The 17,656-nt window shown below is 33.7% G+C and carries 22 protein-coding genes; 16 read left to right on the forward strand and 6 right to left on the reverse strand.

Features of this window, described 5'->3' with window-relative positions; genetic code table 11:
• Positions 1 to 33 precede the first annotated feature (33 nt).
• The 4 genes from JM172_RS16650 to JM172_RS16665 all read left to right on the forward strand — a co-directional run bounded on the left by JM172_RS16650 (position 34) and on the right by JM172_RS16665 (position 2,937).
• A complete protein-coding gene (locus tag JM172_RS16650) occupies positions 34 to 171 on the forward strand; it encodes a hypothetical protein (protein ID WP_214483504.1) in 138 nt (45 codons plus the stop codon).
• 265 nt (positions 172 to 436) lie between these two features.
• Positions 437 to 673 carry a hypothetical protein gene (locus JM172_RS16655; protein ID WP_214483505.1) on the forward strand — a complete coding sequence of 79 codons (237 nt, stop codon included), beginning with the start codon at positions 437 to 439 and terminating at the stop codon, positions 671 to 673.
• 15 nt (positions 674 to 688) lie between these two features.
• A complete protein-coding gene (locus JM172_RS16660; RefSeq protein ID WP_214483506.1) occupies positions 689 to 1,630 on the forward strand; it encodes a phosphotransferase in 942 nt (313 codons plus the stop codon).
• 170 nt (positions 1,631 to 1,800) lie between these two features.
• Entirely contained in the window at positions 1,801 to 2,937 is a 1,137-nt protein-coding gene (locus tag JM172_RS16665) for a serine hydrolase (RefSeq protein ID WP_214483507.1), read from the forward strand.
• Positions 2,938 to 3,289: 352 nt separating this feature from the next.
• Here JM172_RS16665 and JM172_RS16670 read toward each other — a convergent pair whose 3' ends face one another.
• Entirely contained in the window at positions 3,290 to 3,676 is a 387-nt protein-coding gene (locus tag JM172_RS16670) for a globin domain-containing protein (protein ID WP_214483508.1), read from the reverse strand.
• 566 nt (positions 3,677 to 4,242) lie between these two features.
• Between JM172_RS16670 and qoxA the strand changes: the two genes are divergently transcribed.
• From qoxA to qoxD, 4 genes are read left to right on the forward strand one after another with little or no spacing between them, the layout of a single operon-like run.
• Positions 4,243 to 5,235 (forward strand): cytochrome aa3 quinol oxidase subunit II, encoded by a 993-nt coding sequence (gene qoxA / locus JM172_RS16675; protein ID WP_214483509.1) that lies wholly within the window; start codon positions 4,243 to 4,245, stop codon positions 5,233 to 5,235.
• Positions 5,225 to 7,207 carry a cytochrome aa3 quinol oxidase subunit I gene (qoxB, locus tag JM172_RS16680; protein WP_214483510.1) on the forward strand — a complete coding sequence of 661 codons (1,983 nt, stop codon included), beginning with the start codon at positions 5,225 to 5,227 and terminating at the stop codon, positions 7,205 to 7,207. Before qoxA ends, qoxB begins: the two co-directional genes overlap by 11 nt.
• Entirely contained in the window at positions 7,191 to 7,793 is a 603-nt protein-coding gene (qoxC, locus tag JM172_RS16685; RefSeq protein ID WP_214483511.1) for a cytochrome aa3 quinol oxidase subunit III, read from the forward strand. Before qoxB ends, qoxC begins: the two co-directional genes overlap by 17 nt.
• Before the next feature lie 3 nt (positions 7,794 to 7,796).
• A complete protein-coding gene (qoxD, locus tag JM172_RS16690) occupies positions 7,797 to 8,099 on the forward strand; it encodes a cytochrome aa3 quinol oxidase subunit IV (RefSeq protein ID WP_214483512.1) in 303 nt (100 codons plus the stop codon).
• Between the two features lie 353 nt (positions 8,100 to 8,452).
• On the opposite strand, the gene JM172_RS16695 is transcribed toward qoxD, so the two are convergent.
• Positions 8,453 to 8,677, reverse strand: a complete 225-nt coding sequence (locus JM172_RS16695; protein WP_214483513.1) for a hypothetical protein — start codon at positions 8,675 to 8,677, stop codon at positions 8,453 to 8,455.
• A gap of 271 nt (positions 8,678 to 8,948) precedes the next feature.
• Complete coding sequence (locus JM172_RS16700) at positions 8,949 to 9,134, reverse strand: hypothetical protein (protein WP_214483514.1); 186 nt, start codon at positions 9,132 to 9,134, stop codon at positions 8,949 to 8,951.
• A 296-nt stretch (positions 9,135 to 9,430) separates the two neighbouring features.
• On the opposite strand from JM172_RS16700, the gene JM172_RS16705 reads away from it, so the two are divergent.
• From JM172_RS16705 to JM172_RS16725, 5 genes are all read left to right on the forward strand, one after another.
• Positions 9,431 to 10,273: an amino acid ABC transporter substrate-binding protein gene (locus tag JM172_RS16705; RefSeq protein WP_214483515.1), complete on the forward strand. Its 843-nt coding sequence runs from the start codon at positions 9,431 to 9,433 to the stop codon at positions 10,271 to 10,273.
• The gene (locus JM172_RS16710) at positions 10,260 to 10,961 is read left to right on the forward strand and encodes an amino acid ABC transporter permease (RefSeq protein ID WP_214483541.1); all 702 of its coding nucleotides are present in this window, start codon (positions 10,260 to 10,262) and stop codon (positions 10,959 to 10,961) included. The genes JM172_RS16705 and JM172_RS16710 overlap by 14 nt, the downstream gene beginning before the upstream one ends.
• Before the next feature lie 23 nt (positions 10,962 to 10,984).
• Positions 10,985 to 11,719 (forward strand): amino acid ABC transporter ATP-binding protein, encoded by a 735-nt coding sequence (locus JM172_RS16715; protein WP_214483516.1) that lies wholly within the window; start codon positions 10,985 to 10,987, stop codon positions 11,717 to 11,719.
• A gap of 83 nt (positions 11,720 to 11,802) precedes the next feature.
• Positions 11,803 to 12,234 carry a universal stress protein gene (locus JM172_RS16720; protein ID WP_352223698.1) on the forward strand — a complete coding sequence of 144 codons (432 nt, stop codon included), beginning with the start codon at positions 11,803 to 11,805 and terminating at the stop codon, positions 12,232 to 12,234.
• Positions 12,235 to 12,759: 525 nt separating this feature from the next.
• Positions 12,760 to 12,915 (forward strand): YflJ family protein, encoded by a 156-nt coding sequence (locus JM172_RS16725; protein ID WP_214483518.1) that lies wholly within the window; start codon positions 12,760 to 12,762, stop codon positions 12,913 to 12,915.
• Positions 12,916 to 13,014: 99 nt separating this feature from the next.
• Here JM172_RS16725 and JM172_RS16730 read toward each other — a convergent pair whose 3' ends face one another.
• The gene (locus JM172_RS16730; protein WP_214483543.1) at positions 13,015 to 13,188 is read right to left on the reverse strand and encodes a hypothetical protein; all 174 of its coding nucleotides are present in this window, start codon (positions 13,186 to 13,188) and stop codon (positions 13,015 to 13,017) included.
• A 378-nt stretch (positions 13,189 to 13,566) separates the two neighbouring features.
• Between JM172_RS16730 and JM172_RS16735 the strand changes: the two genes are divergently transcribed.
• A complete protein-coding gene (locus JM172_RS16735) occupies positions 13,567 to 14,493 on the forward strand; it encodes a cation diffusion facilitator family transporter (RefSeq protein WP_214483519.1) in 927 nt (308 codons plus the stop codon).
• A gap of 71 nt (positions 14,494 to 14,564) precedes the next feature.
• Here the strand turns inward: JM172_RS16735 and JM172_RS16740 are convergent, their stop codons facing one another.
• Positions 14,565 to 15,071, reverse strand: a complete 507-nt coding sequence (locus JM172_RS16740) for a phosphatase PAP2 family protein (RefSeq protein WP_483297260.1) — start codon at positions 15,069 to 15,071, stop codon at positions 14,565 to 14,567.
• A 69-nt stretch (positions 15,072 to 15,140) separates the two neighbouring features.
• Positions 15,141 to 15,368, reverse strand: coding sequence for a hypothetical protein (locus tag JM172_RS16745; protein WP_214483520.1), 228 nt, complete (start codon positions 15,366 to 15,368; stop codon positions 15,141 to 15,143).
• Positions 15,369 to 16,101: 733 nt separating this feature from the next.
• On the opposite strand from JM172_RS16745, the gene JM172_RS16750 reads away from it, so the two are divergent.
• A complete protein-coding gene (locus JM172_RS16750) occupies positions 16,102 to 17,385 on the forward strand; it encodes an AimR family lysis-lysogeny pheromone receptor (protein WP_214483521.1) in 1,284 nt (427 codons plus the stop codon).
• The gene (locus JM172_RS16755; protein WP_214483522.1) at positions 17,378 to 17,566 is read left to right on the forward strand and encodes a hypothetical protein; all 189 of its coding nucleotides are present in this window, start codon (positions 17,378 to 17,380) and stop codon (positions 17,564 to 17,566) included. Before JM172_RS16750 ends, JM172_RS16755 begins: the two co-directional genes overlap by 8 nt.
• Positions 17,567 to 17,656: the final 90 nt, after the last annotated feature.

Consider the following 17,656-nt stretch of genomic DNA (forward strand, 5'->3'; position numbering starts at 1 on the left):
AAACTGAGACATTTATGGGTTAAATCATGTTTTATGGGTCAAACTGAGACATTTATGGGTCAAAAACATGAATTTATGGGTCAAATAGAGACATTTATGGGTCAAAAACATGAATTTATGGGTCAAATAGAGAGGTTTATCGGTCAAAACATGTTTTATGGGTCAAACTGAGACATTTATGGGTCAAAAACATGTTTTATGGGTCAAACTGAGACATTTATGGGTCAAAAACATGTTTTATGGGTCAAACTGAGACATTTATGGGTCAAAAACATGTTTTATGGGTCAAACTGAGACATTTATGGGTCAAAAACATGTTTTATGGGTCAAACTGAGACATTTATGGGTCAAAAACATGAATTTATGGGTCAAATAGAGAGGTTTATAGGTCAAAACATGTTTATGGATCAAAATCGACAAGTGGTGGTGAACGACCATGACGGAAATTGATAAACGGGGTAGATTAAATGAAGAAATGTTTAGTTACCGAGTAACAAAGAACAACACAGTTTTTATTACATGGATGGGTAAACAAGTAAAAACATTAAAAGGTAAAGAAGCAGAAAAAATAACTACTAAACTTCAACAAGCCAATAGTAAGCATGAAGTTCAATTAATTCTTGCTAAGGTAACAGGAAATTTCAAAAGAGGTAATGAACGTTCTATAAATTAGGAAAAGGTGATATAAGTGAATACTCAAGAAACACAAAACTTGTTCAGGCTATGGGATGTGGAATGGACAGAGGAAGCTGCTAATTCTATATATAGATATTCTCCTGTATATAAATGTCAGTATCGAGGGCAGGATGTTATTATTAAACGAACTCGAAGAACGATGGATACTGCACAAAAGCTTGTTGAATGGACTACGAGCTTACATTCTAATGGAATAAAAGTGGTTACCCCAGTCAAGGTAGAAAATCCATTCATTCAATATAAAGACCATACTTGGACAATGTATCCATTTATTAAAGGTCGTAAATATGATGGTTCTCTTCAAGACATCTATGAAGCAGGAAGATTATTAGGTCAAATTCACAATAAAGTAGATACGTTTGAATGTGCTCGGTTTGATTGGCTAAATTTTGATGATGAATTTACGAATGATGTAACAAATGACTTGCAAGAGATCGCATCTAACTTATTAAAAAATCGTCCAGAGAAAAAAGAGTTTAATATATTAAAAGGTCGTATTGAAGATTTCTTAACGAGTGATTTTTCTCGTTTAAAGAAAAAAACGCTACCAATGGTTAATGCAAGCTGGGATTATAAAGCAAGTAATTTAGTTTACGAAAAAGATAATCATCCAGTTTTAATTGATCCAGACAATGGAGGAATTGTTCCAAGAATTGTAGACTTAGCATTAGCATTAATTTTATTCCATACTGAGATAGAAACCGCACCTAGCAGGTTGTTTACTGAAGAGGAATGGACTGAATTTACAAAAGGATATTTTGAATATATTACATTAACTGAAGAAGAAAAAATATTATGGCAAGACGTATTGTTATTCGTTTATTTTGATGAAGCGTTGTGGGCAATCGTTGATATGGAAGACGATGAAACAGAGCGACAAAAGCAGTTTATATATTCTTTAACAGCATTTAATCCAGTAAAATACTCACTATAATTTGAGGGTTACTCAAAAAGCGGAGTGACTACAACCGTTGTAGTTATGAACGCATCTTTGAGTTTAGCCCTTTTTATGTGCAGATGTATGTATTGCATAAGTGAAATATATTATTTTTTTCCTATTTTAATATATATGGAATATTATGTAGATTACGAGGTGGTGAAGAAATGACTCTAGTTCTTAAAATTCTCGGTATAGCAGTTATCGTATTTCTTGTTATTATTTGGGGTATAAGGCGCTGGATATACACACCAAGCACTGATTATGTCTTAAAGTTCCTGGAAGAAAATAAAGAAAAATCATCACTTTATTTAATCCAGAATGGTGAGGTATTAGGGGATATTCGATCTGATCAAAACATGCCCTTAGCTAGTACAGTAAAAACGATTATCGCAATTGAGTATGCGGAGCAAGCAGCTGAAGGTTTAGTCGCATCAAATGAAACTGTTCAAATTAGTGTGTTAGAAAAATTTTATGTTCCCAATACAGATGGAGGTGCTCACAACGCTTGGCTAGAGCGTATGAAAGAACTAGACCTAATACAAAATGACACTGTTAGACTTGAAGAAATTGTAAAAGGTATGATTCAGTTTAGTTCAAATGCAAATACAGAATTTTTGATGATGAGGCTTGGATTAGATCAAATTAATGAGCGAATAAAAAAATTGGGACTGGATAATCATGAAGAAATCTATCCATCCGTATCTAGTATATATATTCCATACGAAGTAAAGACTAATAACAACGGAAAAATAACAAGCAAACAAGAGCACCAACTAGTGAAAGAAACACTTAAAGATTTATCTTCAGTAGAGTGGAAAGAGTTAGCTAATCAAATACATAAAAAACTTAAAAGTGATGATGCGAGCATTTATAAACAAAAAGCAGATCCTTCAACTTGGCATGATAGCGACTTTGATCGAATGTTTTCAGAGCGGTTTAGTACATCAACGACTTATAATTACGCACGTATTATGGAGAAGATTAATAGTCGTGAATATTTTTCATCTGAAGTACAAGAGCATTTACATCCTGTAATGGAAGGATTAATGGAAAATCCAGCTAATCAACAATGGTTGAAACATGCAGGGCAAAAAGGTGGTTCAACTTTATACATATTGACAAAAGCCCTATATGCGACTGATAAAAATGGGAATCAAACAGCGCTAGCAATCTTTTTTAATCAATTAAATACCTATGAATCAATTAAACTTTCAAGTAGTTTAATTGAATTCGAATTATCAGTTTTACGTGACAGTCAATTTAGAGATAGAATTAAATCACTAACAAATAACCATGAATAGGTTCAAATAATTTTCACATTATTGACATAAAACGTTTGAATTTCCATGTCAATTGTTATGATAGTTCATGCTAACCTTATTATAAATAGAAGTAAAATATTTTATGAGCACGTAACTAATATGATTAATGTACATAATGGGGGATCATGATGGAAGAATTATCTGTGACACTATTCATCGCAAGCTTTATGGTGTTAGGGCTACTAATTGGGACTAATATATGGGATTCTTAAGCTGCTACATTGCGTAGCAGCTTAATTTTATTATTCACCATTCTTTGAGTCTGCGTCTTGAGGTAGATTTTTCTTCGCATGTGGAGATTAAATGCTACTTCATTTACAAAAATTCAAGTTTATTCAGTATGTGTATTTACCATTATTGCAGCCACTTGTTTCAGTCGGTCGTAGAACATGTCAGCAGCATGTCCAGTTAACTCAGTTTCTTCAAACGCTTCTTTCATACAATTCAGCCAAGCTTGAGCTCTGACAGGAGTAATTTCAAATGGGAGATGGCGATGCTGCATAGCAGGTGGTCCGAATTCATTACTGTATAGAGTGGGTCCACCTAAAAACTGTGTTAAAAACATTTGTTGTTTTCTTTTTATTTCATTTATATCGCCACTAAACAGCGGTTGTAAATCTTTGTTTGCATAAACCTTTGGATAGAATGCATCTACAAGACTGTGAACAGCCCTTTCTCCACCAATTAATTCATATAGTGAATGCATACCTTTGTTCATAAAATCCACCAACTTTATACAATACACATGATTGTGTAAGTTATTTTTTATTCACATTATTACTATACCAATTGTTAATACGTGTTTTAGTGATATGAATCACTACAGAGTATATGAATTTTATATAATGAACTCTGAGTTTTTTTACATAGATTGTTGTTTTTGGTACGAATTTCATCTAAAAAATCTGGGTTAGAATCATGCCACAAAGGCTTCGTATCAAGTAGCAACTATCCATTTCACTCTTACGGGAAGAGTCATATCAAGCCAAAATGGACATTTTTTATTTGCGAAAATAGGCATGATGGGAAAATTAGAATCGGTAAAATGACTTTAAATATCATGGTGAAATTAAATGTAGTTTCTCCAGTAAATTCCTTGCGTATTTTGTCACAATTACAGACTTAAGCGTTCATAAAATCATGTTATCATTATTTACACAGTGTTAATGTTCTTTATTGATATAAATTAGCAAAGTTTGTGAAAAACCGAACAATCGGTTGTGAAGAAATGAACATATTCACGATATTTTTAGTAAGTATACTTAACTTTTGGGGTGAATTAACATGAAGTTTAACAAGGGACTTGTCTTGTTGTTTTTAACAACTCTTCCAGTGTTGTTTCTAAGTGGTTGTGAAACAAATTTGGTTGTGCTTGATCCACAAGGACCTGCAGCACGAAGTATCGCTAACTTAATTAATCAGTCAATTTTATGGATGCTTTTAATTGTTGTTGTTGTGTTCGGTTTATTTGCTTATATCGTTTGGAAATATCGAGAAAAACCAGACAATATGGATTATGAACCGCCAGAAGAACACGGTAGTACATTGCTAGAGATTATTTGGACCGCCATTCCAGTCCTTATTCTTGTTGCTCTAACAATTCCTACGGTAACTACGCTGTATGACCTTGAAAAAATTCCAGAAGGCTACGAAGATCAAGAGCCAGTTGTCATTCATGTGACATCTGCCGACTGGAAATGGATTTTTAGCTATCCAGAAGATGGAATTGAAACAGTTAATTATGTAAATATTCCAGCTGATAGACCAGTTCACTTTAAATTAACATCAGCTTCAACGATGCAATCATTTTGGGTGCCTGCTTTAGCTGGACAAATATACACAATGAATAAAATGGAAACAGATTTATTTGTTGTAGCTGATAATCCTGGTTCATATGAAGGTAGAAATACTAATTTCAATGGTCGGGGTTATGCGAAAATGGAATTTGAAGTATTAGCACAGACGCCACAAGACTACGAGGAGTGGAAAAAGGAAGTGCAGGAAACGGCTCCTAAATTAACTGAGGAGGAGTATGAAGAGCTTCTTTTGCCAACACATTTAGGTAGATTAACATATTCTAATACTCACTTAGAGTGGGTTAACCATGCTGATATGGACTCTAAAACGTATACAAATCCTGAATTATATAAGAATCATAGCTATCAAGGAAAGATATTCTCAGAAGAAGACAACTATAAAAATGATTCTACTGACACTCAAAAAGATGATGATATGAACATGGAAGAGGAAAACGGGGGTGATCACGGTGGGCATTAAATGGGATGAGTTTTTTATAACAGGTGATCCATTAATTCTAGGGTCACAAATTGCAATTTTACTCACCATGGTTGGAATAATAGGTGTCGTAACCTATTTGAAAAAATGGCGCTGGTTATGGACTGAATGGTTAACGACAGTCGATCATAAAAAAATAGGTATTATGTATATCCTATCAGCAGTATTAATGTTTTTCCGTGGTGGGATAGACGGTCTTTTGATGAAAGTCCAAACATCTAGACCTGAAATGGAATTTTTAGATGCTCAACATTATAATGAAATATTTACAACTCATGGTGTGATCATGATTTTGTTTATGGCTATGCCGTTTTTAATCGGTTTAATGAACGTGATCATCCCTCTACAAATCGGTGCGAGAGATGTAGCATTTCCACAATTAAATGCTTTAAGCTTTTGGTTATTCTTTAGTGGAGCTATGCTATTTAATATATCATTCGTCATAGGTGGATCACCTGATGCAGGTTGGACATCGTATTTCCCGCTAGCTGGTAAGGAGTTTAGTCCAGGTATCGGAAACAATTATTATGCCATTGCGCTTCAAATTGCGGGTATCGGTACATTAATGACAGGTATCAACTTTATTGTCACGATCCTGAAAATGAGAACAAAAGGCATGACATTGATGAAAATGCCAATGTTTACTTGGACATCTTTCATTACATCAGTCATTATCGTTGCTGCATTTCCTATTTTCACGGTCGCGCTTGGCTTAATGACATTTGACCGATTGTATGGTACTCACTTCTTTACACTGTCTGCTGGTGGGTCAGATATGTTATGGGCAAATCTATTCTGGCTATGGGGACATCCAGAAGTGTATATTGTAGCATTACCTGCGTTTGGTATTTTCTCAGAGGTAATCGCGACCTTCTCAAGAAAATCACTATTTGGCTATAAATCTATGGTATTTTCAATTGTCGGGATAGCATTTTTAAGTATGCTTGTATGGGTCCATCATTTCTTTACAATGGGTGTCGGAGCAGCAGTTAATTCATTTTTCTCTATCTCAACGATGTTAATTGCTGTACCTACAGGTGTAAAAATATTTAACTGGTTATTTACGATGAGAAAAGGAAGAATTAAATTTACTAATGCGATGTTATGGGCTTTAGCATTTGTGCCAAACTTTGTTATCGGTGGTGTAACTGGCGTTATGCTTGCGATGGCAGCAGCAGATTATCAATATCATAATACCCTGTTCTTAGTTGCTCATTTCCATTACGTATTAATACCTGGTGTCGTGTTTGCCGTATTTGCAGGTCTATATTATTGGTGGCCTAAAATCTTTGGCTTTAAGCTAAATGAGAGACTAGGAAAATATCATTTCTGGTTATTTGTGATTGGTTTTAACTTAACCTTCTTCCCAATGTTTTTATTAGGATTAGATGGTGCAGTAAGACGGTCATATACTTTTTCAGTAGAATCAGGTTTTGCACCACTGTTCTTAGTTTCAGCGATCGGATCAGCCATACTTGCTATTGGATTTGCTGTATTCTGCTATAACATTTATTGGAGCATACGCCATGCTGATCGCAATGTTTCAAATGATCCATGGGATGCTAGAACATTAGAATGGGCAACAGCTTCGCCAGCACCATACTATAATTTTGCAAAACTACCAGAAGTAAAATCATTGGACGTTTTTTGGCACATGAAGAAGAACAAAGAAGGACTAGATCTGAAGGATAATGAGATTGAAGAAATTCATATGCCGAGCAATTCAGGGCTTCCATTTTATATGGCTGTTGTTTTCGGTATAGCAGGATTCTTCCTCGTATTTGAATGGCATATTGCTGCAGCAATAGCGGCAGTGGGTATTTTCGCGGGGCTGATCATTCGTTCGTTTGATTATAACGATGGTTATCATATACCTGTAAAAGAAATAAAAGAGACTGAAAAATCTTGGAGAAATAAAGCAGAAGAGGTGAACAATCATGTCAGCAAAGGTTGATACTTCCTTACCACTTGAATATCAAACAGAGCAAGACCGTATGAATATTTTTGGTTTTTGGATTTTCTTAGGTGCTGAGATTGTTTTGTTTGCTACATTGTTTATGGTTTACGGTGTTCTGGGGGGGCGTACAGCAGGTGGACCAGGACCCGAAGATATTTTTCAAATTAAGGATGTCATGATTGAAACTTTATTGCTATTAACGAGTAGCTTTACTTGCGGATTGGCCATCTTTGAAATGAGAAGACAAAACTTAAAAGGTCTGCTTACATGGCTTATAATTACAGTATTACTTGGCGTAGGGTTCGTATACATGGAGATTACTGAATTCATCCATTATGTTAGTGTGGGTGCTACGATGCAAACGAGTGCTTTCTTATCAAGCTTCTTCGTGCTCCTAGGTACACACGGACTCCATGTAACGGTTGGAATCGGCTGGGTAACGATCATTATTATACAGTTACTAAGAAGAGGCTTAACACCTGTTACTGCTAGAAAAACATTCATCATTAGCTTGTACTGGCACTTCTTAGATGTCGTCTGGATTTTTATTTTCACATTTGTGTATTTAAAAGGGATGGTGTGATTTATGGCAAGTAAAACAAATCGTTTTCCTACTGGGCACGTATTAGGTTTCATATCTTCCATCGTACTAACCTTTATAGCTACGGGAGTAGCTCTTAAAACGAACTTATCGTTTAATGTAATTATGTGGATCATCGGTTCTTTAGCAGTTATTCAAGCAGGGCTACAATTGTTCATGTTTATGCATATGACCGAAGGGGAAGATGGGAAGGCTAACATTATTAATATTGGTTATGGAGTTTTTATAGCTGTTGTTATTGTTGTAGGCTCTATTTGGGTGTTGACAGCAGGTCATGCAGCACATTAATGACTAGCCAAATTAGTTAAAGGCTTTTTCATAAGGCTCTTTTACTACTGTTACTAAAATGGACAGTAAGTTGGGTCTTTCTATGAAATCCATCATTCTTAGTACGAAAAGAAACAGTCTTTCATCAACATCATTACTGAATGGCACGGGTCTTCATGACACTAGATTCTAACAATATTAACCTTATAAATATAACGAAAAGGGTCAGTCTTATTTTCTATATCGGTATACTAGGTTTGCTACTACCTAGCATGCTTTTCGAGATATAGAGTAAGGTCTGACCCTTTATTATTTGTGAGCATCGTATATGGCTATACGATTCATGACTATCTAAAAATGAATATTAAAAATCATTAAGAGGTACTGCGATCACTTACTGCTTCCATGAGATTTAAACTAAGACCAAACCCGAAAAGGATCATTGAAGATATCATAATGCTAAGCCCTATTGATAGTACGTAATCACCTTTGATACCGCTTACAAAAAAACTAAATAAAAAAACAATACAACCTAATATTAATCCAACACTTGTTATTTTTTTCATAAACAATAGTGACTCAAGTGGTTTTTTCTTCATATATTTTCATCCCCTTATAAGAATATTCTATCTTTTGTCACAAAATTGTCAAACTTTTTTTGGAAATAAATATGTTTATTCACGAACAAGAAAGGTAGGGATAATTCTTTTAGAATAAGTGTGTGGAAATGATCTAATATTACAGCTACGCTTGGTTATATAAATGCTGTATTTCCGCTGGTAAACAAAGCTTGCAAACATTTAGCTACTTTCGTTGCATCTTAACGTTGTCAATTCCACAGAAATCACTCGAATTAACAACAAATTTTGTCTAAAGTTCTTTTGTAAAAGGCTGTTTTCGCACCGATTGTTGCTTTTCATACTTGGATATAAGCACATCTACATATAACGTTCGTGGTATCCTTTCTACTTTTAAATCTATATGCCCATTTAACTCATCAAACTGACCATTTTTAGTAAAGTTTTCAGAAAAAACCTTTTTAAATACTATTTTCACAGCGATTGTTGCTTTTCATGCTTAGATATAAGCACGTCTACACCTAACGTTCGTGGCTCTTTGCTACGCATAAAACCTATGAGAACTAATAAAACTCATCATACTGTCTATTCTTAATAAAAATAGCAACAAAGTTTATGAAAAGAGCCTTTGTAAAATAAAAATATTAAACAATGGAAATAATAATATGTGTTTCGAAAAGTCTGTATAATTCAAATCCGTTGACAAAAGGTGAAATCTAGCTATACTTAATTAACATATTGTTAAAATCCGATAAAATTACTGGGGGATTAAAAATGAAAAAGCTTATATTAGGTTTAACATTCATATTCGGACTAACTCTCGTTCTAGCTGCATGTGGAACAGCTGAACAAAAAGAAGGAACGAGTGGTAGTGGAAATACAGAAAACAATGAAGCTACTAACGAAGAAACAACCGATCTTCTACAAAAAATCAAAGAAGATGGCGTATTAAAGGTTGGCACAGAGGGAACATACCCTCCATTTACTTTTCATGATGATAGTGGTGAATTAACAGGTTTTGATGTAGAGATCGCAAAGGAAGTTGCTAAGCGATTAGAGGTAGAAGCAGAATTTTTAGAAACACAATGGGATGCTATGTTTGAAGGCTTAAATTCTAAACGATTTGATATGATTGCAAATCAAGTTGGAATTAGAGAGGATCGCTTAGAAAAATATGATTTCTCTGATCCTTATATCACATCTGCAGCTGTTTTAGTAACGAGTGAAGATAACGATGCAGTAGCTAGCTTTGCTGACATTTCTGGGCTGAAAGCAGCTCAATCCTTAACTAGTAACTATGCTGATATTGCAAAGGAAAATGGGGCAGAACTTGTAGGAGTTGAAGGATTTAACCAAGCTATTGAACTGATTACATCTAAACGTGTAGATGTAACGATTAACGACAAGCTATCAGTTCTAGATTTTCAAGTGCAACGTCCTGATGCACCAATCAAAATTGTAGCTACATCTGAAGACGCTGGCGAAAGTGGACTAACATTTAGAAAAGGTAATGAAACACTTGTTGAAGCCGTAAATGAGGCTTTAGCCGAAATGATTGATGATGGATCATACGAAAGAATCTCAGTGAAATGGTTTGGTGAAAATGTACTTAAGTAATATCTTAACTAATCCAGAAAGATTAGAAAAAATAGTAGACATCGCTCAAAGTTCCCTTCTCCCATTGGTGAAGGGAGCTTTGGATTCTACGATTCCATTAACACTTTGGTCGTTTTTTTTCGGAATTATATTAGCAATCCTTACTGCTCTAGCGAGGATATCTAATATTAGAGTATTGGAAATTGTAGCTCGAATTTACATTTCAATAATAAGAGGTACACCACTTTTAGTGCAATTATTTATTATCTTTTATGGTTTGCCTAATATTGGAATTATTGTTGACCCATTTCCGTCTGCCGTTATTGGTTTTTCATTGAATGTAGGTGCATATTCATCAGAAATCATTCGCGCAGCTATATTATCTATTCCTAAAGGTCAGTGGGAAGCTGGGTATTCGATTGGTATGTCATACTCTAGAGTATTAACAAGAATTGTTTTACCTCAAGCTACAAGAGTTTCGATTCCACCATTATCAAACACATTTATTAGTCTTGTAAAAGATACATCACTAGCATCGTTAATCTTGGTAACCGAAATGTTTCGAAAGGCTCAAGAAATTGCTGCAACAAACTATGAGTTTTTACTACTATACACTGAAGCTGCACTATTATATTGGATCATTTGTTTTATTCTTTCGTTAATTCAAGACAGAGTAGAGCGCAGGCTAGATAGGTATGTAGTGAGATAAAACATTAAGAAGGGGCAAAATAGATGATTTCAATCAGTGGATTATATAAGTCATTCGACCAGTTAGAAGTGTTAAAAGGAATCGATTTAGATATTCCTAAAGGGAAGGTTGTCGTCGTCGTCGGTCCATCGGGATCAGGAAAAACAACACTTTTACGTTGTTTAAATGTACTAGAAACTCCGACTAAGGGTCGTATTACAATAGCTGAGGATACTTTAGATTTTTCTAACAAGTTGAAGCAAAAGCAAATAGCTTCCTTTAGAAAAAATACAGGCATGGTATTTCAAAACTATAATTTGTTTCCGCACAAAACAGCACTTGAAAATGTAATGGAAGGTCCTGTCATTGTAAAAGGGCTTAGGAAGGATAAAGTGAGGAAAATCGCCGAATCTCTCCTAACTAAAGTTGGACTAGCTGATAAGATAGATTATTATCCATTTCAACTCTCTGGCGGGCAGCAACAAAGAGTAGGTATTGCAAGAGCACTTGCGATGGAACCCAATGTTATGCTTTTTGATGAACCTACTTCTGCATTGGACCCAGAAATTGTTCAAGAAGTCCTTAAGGTGATGAAAGATTTAGCTAGCGAAGGTATGACGATGGTTGTAGTTACTCATGAAATGAGATTTGCAAAAGAGGTTGCTGATAAAGTCATCTTTATGGATGACGGCAAGATTATCGAGTCTGGCAAACCTGAAGATATATTCAGTAAACCAAAAGAAGAACGTACTAAACAATTTTTACACCTTATACAATAGAGTGGGAACTAAAAACCTACTCTATTTTCTTTTATTCTATTAGCTGTTCTTATATACTTAACATATCCAATTTTCGAAGGGTTGTGTATATATTGTTTGAAAAAATACTACTAGCTTCTGACGGTTCTGATCACGCAATACGTGCGGCAGAAAAAGCAGCATTTTTAGCAAAAGAAATTGCTGGAGCAACAATTGAGATTTTATATATTGTTGACAATGAGACAGCTAAATCAGACGCATTAAGAAACATTGAATCTCACGATATTGAATTAACAAGAAATGAAAGATTGCAAGCAACAAAGGATATATGTTATCGAATAATTAATAAGGAAATAAAGACAACAATGATTCACGGTGAACCTGGACCAAGTATTGTAAAATATGCGAATAATGGTGGGTTTGACCTTGTTGTTATTGGAAGTAGGGGGCTCAATACATTTCAAGAAATGGTATTAGGAAGTGTGAGCCATAAAGTTGCCAAGCGAGCTAACTGTCCAGTCATGATTGTAAAGTAATAGTTTTTGTTGTAAGCTGTGTTGCTATTGTTACCAAATTAGTAGAACCTCAAGTGTTGTTTTCATAAGTTAGTCACCGTTATGGTATGTGCTCTAGTTGTGTACGTGTATTTTATTAGGAAGAAACAATGCGAAAAAGACAAAGTAATCCATGCAAGTGATGTGTAAACGAATACTAGCTAAGCATATCTACCTTGAATACCTTCATACATATAATTTTCAATTAAGCGAGTTCGAGAGTTTATTCCATCTTTTTGAAAGGCTCTTTTCGTTAACTCTGTAGCTATTGAGACTAATTTAGAACAACTATTAATAATTTTATATAATTGACTTCAATGTAAATGAGAAAAGATGCCACCAACGTTAGATGTAAGTACTTATTTCTTAGAAGGCAATGCAGCAAGTTTACACAACTGATAGGCTAAAACTACTGAAACAAAAATATATTAAGAAATATGATGGTCATTCCCCTGTTACTTGTTGCATATATATAGGACAAGCGATAAGGAGAAAGGGGAATGATGTATGGCATATCCTGGTTCAAAAGGTTGGTACGTAAAGCAATTGAAAGACATGGGGATTATTATCCATCCGACTGAAAGAAGAAGATTAGAGCTGTATAAGACATCAACCTTACGTAACTTGTATTTGGATCAATTGAACAAAACAAAAAATAAATAATATTTCACATCTGTAAAGATGTAATCAGTACGTTGTCAACATTAACATGTTATGTGAAAAATGTTTAACCACATCACCTGGTGATGTGGTTGAGTTTTTTTACTCTTTTCTTATTGCGTCTTGTTTTGCATTTTCCCAATAACAGATTTGTGGAATTCGAATGTAAGTGACGTATTCATGGAATAATGTATATGAGACAAAGGAGATAAGTTTCCAATCGATCGTATCGAGCATACGGAATACTCCTTTCAATGTAATAAGAAGCTTATTCATATATATGGTATGAAACTTTGTCTCATACGTGTGTAAAAGATATAGTTGCTATATGATTTAAAACGCTATAGCTGTTGAATAAACCATTGACTTATATAAGTGAAGATTATATATTTAATATATGAATAGTTGATCATATATTAAATAAATGCGTAATGAAGTAATAATTGAAAGGCTCTTTTCGTAAACTTTGTTGCTATTGTTATCCAATTAGTACCAAAAAAGTTTTACATGGTTAGTCATGGTTGTACAGAAGGAAAGATGCCACGAACTCTAGTTGTGTAAGTGTTTGGCTCTTAGTACGAAAAGCAACAATTAATGAGAAAACAGCTAATAGAAAAGAATAATACTCACACATACTTTTTGGGAGGCAACGCCATGGGACATTCACATGCTCATCATGATCACGGTCATAGTCACACTCACACTCATAATGTAAATAAAAAGACGTTAAAAATATCCTTTTTTATCATTAGTACGTATATGATTATTGAAGTAATCGGAGGGGTGCTAACAAATAGCTTGGCGCTATTATCAGATGCAGGCCATATGTTAAGTGACGCAGCAGCACTAGGGTTAAGCTTTTTGGCAATGAAGTTCGGAGAAAAGCAACCAACTTTAGAGAAAACGTTTGGATATAGGCGATTTGAAATATTAGCTGCACTATTAAACGGAGTTACTTTAGTTATTATATCTATTTATATTTTTTGGGAGGCATATAACAGACTTTTGGCACCACCTCATGTAATTAGTAAAGGTATGCTAATTATTTCATCAATTGGATTACTCGTAAATATTATCGTAGCCTTTATTCTTTTAAAAGGGGATACGAGTGACAATCTAAATATTCGAAGTGCATTTTTACATGTGTTAGGGGATTTGTTAGGATCAGTAGGTGCGATCATAGCTGCCTTACTTATCATGTTCTTTGGTTGGAATTTGGCAGATCCGATCGCTAGTGTTATTGTTGCTATTCTCATCATTATAAGTGCATGGAGGGTAACGAGAGATTCTTTACACATATTAATGGAGGGAAGTCCTCCAGGGATTGATGTAGGGGATATTAAAGAACAGTTGTTGTCTATCTCTCATGTTATTGATGTTCATGACTTGCATGTGTGGGCAATAAGCTCCGACTTTTTGTCTTTAAGTTGTCACATTAAAATAGGAGATTGTGATAATTATGAGAGGGTATTGAATGAAGCAACAAAATTATTAAAAGATAAGTACCATATTAACCATACGACGATACAAATTGATCATTTAAATTCAGATTGTTCTACATCAGAAGAACATTGTAACTAATTATGGCTTAAGGAAGATGATTACTTTTTTACAGCAGTCATCTTCCTGTTAAAATAAGCTAAGTATATGGCTCAATAACAATTTTTGTACATAAAACGCTTATAAATCCCAGAAGCTTTGCCAACTATCATGCTTGTTAAGCTTCCTATAAATGCACTCCCAATCACATCAGAAAGATAATGATGACCAACCCATACGCGAGAAATACCTGTTAACACTGAAAGACCTAACATGAGACATCCAAGGGCTCGTTCATAGAGGAGGATAGAAGTTGATACGGTAAATACTAATAAAGTATGTTTACTTGGAAACGAAGAATCCCTTTTAGAAGGTATGAGTATTCCTACACGGTTATAAATAAAAGGTCGAGGCTTATACACAAAAAACTTTATTAATGTGTTCGTAATTAAAGTAATAACAACTGATACAACTGAATTTATAACGATTTTTTTGCCGAAATGATCACGAAACCACAGCACACCAAGTATGAAAATAAATACAAAACGCACGTTATTTGAAATGAAAATCATTGGTATATCCAGCAAAGAAGAATGTCTATTAAAAGATTTGTATGTCAAAAAAAATCACCTCATTAAGCATATATATTTACTTTTCCCTTTAATGAAATATACATGTAATAAAGAGATTTATCTTCCATACATTACACAGCCAAAACAATTATATGCCACCTCATATTCTGCTACTTTAACAAAACCATTTTCAGCTACATGACATTTTACAAATAGGGGAACACAAATCCCATATGTAGGTCCATTAGGATTGTTTCTTTCTTGATATACACAGCATTTATTATTTTTAAATGGATAGTTTTGAGATGTTTGATAACGTGGATTTTGCCACCGACTGTTGAACAAACTATTCACCTATTTTCTCAATGATTTATTTTTGCGTACAAAAATTTACAACTAACAAATGGTATACTTCATTTCATCAAAACGAAACTCAACTAATTGTTTTAATTGTAATCAAGCCCAACTATACACAAAACGCCTTCCCTATAGAATACGATCATTAGGTTAACATAGTGCATAAAAAGGGTTTGTGAAAGTTTGTTTTTTAATTCATCGGAAAAATAGAATGTTTAACATTGAAATAAATAGGAAGTTTCAAACATTCCCCATGTACCAATTAAGGTAAATAAAAAATCCGGCTATGCTATAGAAGCAGGTAAATTAATTGTGAAATATGTAATAAACGATCTGAAATTTCATCGTATCCAAGCTAGAATTTACATAGTTTGTAAGGTTTGCTGTGGAAAAATAAATATATTAATTCTACTTTAAGGAAATCAAAGGAAAATCATGTATAACTTCATTTAATGACATAAAATGGTCTCTCAGCGAATAATATGACATTTTCAATGAATTATATGGTGTACTAGAATTATTATATATATCAAAATTATTATTTTCTTAAGAATAATATGTTAATGAATGAAGATCTAAAATAAATGTAAGTACTCAATTATAAACACAGTTAGCTTTATATTTCTTATATAAGTGACGGCTAAGCTAATCTTTTCAGTAAAGGATAAGGTTAGCTTGTTAAATTTTTGACTTGAGAGGGTGCAATGTTTTGAGTAATACGTTGATTAATGGTGAACTAACGTCTGGTCAAATATTAAAAGAATTGATGTTGAAGCATCAGATAACACAAGTAAAAATGAGAGAAATAGTCGGAAAAGATAAATATGAAAATAATTTAATAGAAGAAAAGTGGCTAAATAAGTATTTAAATGGTAAAAAAGTAGCAAAGTTTTACTGGGTTTTAGCTTGCGTTCGAGCCTTTGATAATCTTGCAGGAACTTTTCATGAAAAACAGATTATGCTAAAATTTATTAAGGAAATAGATGAAAAACCAGAATTGATTATGTCAGCGATGATGTACTGTGACCAAAACAATTACCTTGAGGAACTTGAGAAACTAACGAATATTGCATTAAACTATCAAAATAATCCGAATTTAAAGCGATACGGAACCTTAACTCATATAAATTACAAGCGAAAAATAGAGTTTATAAAAAGCATGAAAAGTTGGAATGATCCTATAAACGCTGAAAATAATCATGAAGAACAAAAAAATAAGCTACTAGAATTATGTGATGAAGCTGAAAACTTTAAGATACCAGATAGTGATTTAGTTAGTACAGTTTATAAACGAATACTTGTTGCATACATATATCATGATTTACATTACTTTAATGAATCGCTGAAAGAGCTAGTAGGAGTCGAAAAATTAATTAATAGTATTGAAGACTCCCATTACAAGTCTTTTTCAGAAACTAAGTATTATGTGTTACAACAAACTATAAATTTAAGAAATTGTAACTTTGAGGAAGCTAGGAATTTTTCATATAAACCTTTAGAATTTGCTTTAGATTTAAAAACAAATGCTTATAGCTATGTTACATTGGGATTGACTTGGGCATTTATTGATGCTCAAAAAGCGTTAGAGTATTTTGAAAAAGCATTAGATTTATATACTCAATTAGGGATGGATAGCGCTGCATTATTAGTTGTTAAAAAAATTCATTTCCTTAAAATTCATGTAAACATAGATATAGACATAGAAGAAATAGAACATGAACAAAACAAGGCTTATTGGCTTATAAAAAATTCTAGGAAAGAAGAAGCTTTACATATTCTAGATCAGCTTGACAATAAAGAAGGAACTAGAGCCCAACGACTTTGGTTGAGAGGTCTTGCTACTGACGATGCAAAATACCACTGGATGTCGTTAGAATTATATATAAAGCAAGGAGGAGACAGGTTTTTTGGAATGTTACCAAAAGAAGCTCTTCTAAAGCTTGGGCAAGACAAGTATCCTGTAAATGCATTATACTACGCGGAGGTGAAAAGTCTTTATGTTTAAGAAAGTGTTATATTTTACGATGACTTTATGTATAGTTGCTACCTTAGCATTAACTATAAATACTCAAAACGCAAGTGCAACAAATGGTGAACCTAAAGAAGATTCCCTAATTATCAATATTGATAAACCAAAGGTAAAAGTTGTACCATTAAAAGCTGATGAGGTAATGCCAGGAGGCTGATAAGTTATTAATTTAATATTTTAGGTTTGAAAGACGTTACTCTTTATAGAGTAACGTCTTTCGTACTTTTACGGGAGTAGGACATTTTTC

The sequence above is a fragment of the Bacillus sp. SM2101 genome, assembly GCF_018588585.1.
GTDB classification, from domain to species: Bacteria; Bacillota; Bacilli; order Bacillales; family SM2101; genus Nanhaiella; species Nanhaiella sioensis.

Coding starts and splice junctions, on each gene's coding strand:
- JM172_RS16670 (WP_214483508.1), bottom strand. CDS start 3,676: ATGAACAAAGGTATGCATTCACTATATGAATTAATTGGTGGAGAAAGG.
- JM172_RS16730 (WP_214483543.1), bottom strand. CDS start 13,188: ATGAATAAGCTTCTTATTACATTGAAAGGAGTATTCCGTATGCTCGAT.
- JM172_RS16695 (WP_214483513.1), bottom strand. CDS start 8,677: ATGAAGAAAAAACCACTTGAGTCACTATTGTTTATGAAAAAAATAACA.
- JM172_RS16735 (WP_214483519.1), top strand. CDS start 13,567: ATGGGACATTCACATGCTCATCATGATCACGGTCATAGTCACACTCAC.
- JM172_RS16705 (WP_214483515.1), top strand. CDS start 9,431: ATGAAAAAGCTTATATTAGGTTTAACATTCATATTCGGACTAACTCTC.
- JM172_RS16665 (WP_214483507.1), top strand. CDS start 1,801: ATGACTCTAGTTCTTAAAATTCTCGGTATAGCAGTTATCGTATTTCTT.
- qoxA (WP_214483509.1), top strand. CDS start 4,243: ATGAAGTTTAACAAGGGACTTGTCTTGTTGTTTTTAACAACTCTTCCA.
- JM172_RS16710 (WP_214483541.1), top strand. CDS start 10,260: ATGTACTTAAGTAATATCTTAACTAATCCAGAAAGATTAGAAAAAATA.
- JM172_RS16655 (WP_214483505.1), top strand. CDS start 437: ATGACGGAAATTGATAAACGGGGTAGATTAAATGAAGAAATGTTTAGT.
- qoxC (WP_214483511.1), top strand. CDS start 7,191: ATGTCAGCAAAGGTTGATACTTCCTTACCACTTGAATATCAAACAGAG.
- JM172_RS16650 (WP_214483504.1), top strand. CDS start 34: ATGGGTCAAACTGAGACATTTATGGGTCAAAAACATGAATTTATGGGT.
- JM172_RS16755 (WP_214483522.1), top strand. CDS start 17,378: ATGTTTAAGAAAGTGTTATATTTTACGATGACTTTATGTATAGTTGCT.
- qoxD (WP_214483512.1), top strand. CDS start 7,797: ATGGCAAGTAAAACAAATCGTTTTCCTACTGGGCACGTATTAGGTTTC.
- JM172_RS16725 (WP_214483518.1), top strand. CDS start 12,760: ATGGCATATCCTGGTTCAAAAGGTTGGTACGTAAAGCAATTGAAAGAC.
- JM172_RS16715 (WP_214483516.1), top strand. CDS start 10,985: ATGATTTCAATCAGTGGATTATATAAGTCATTCGACCAGTTAGAAGTG.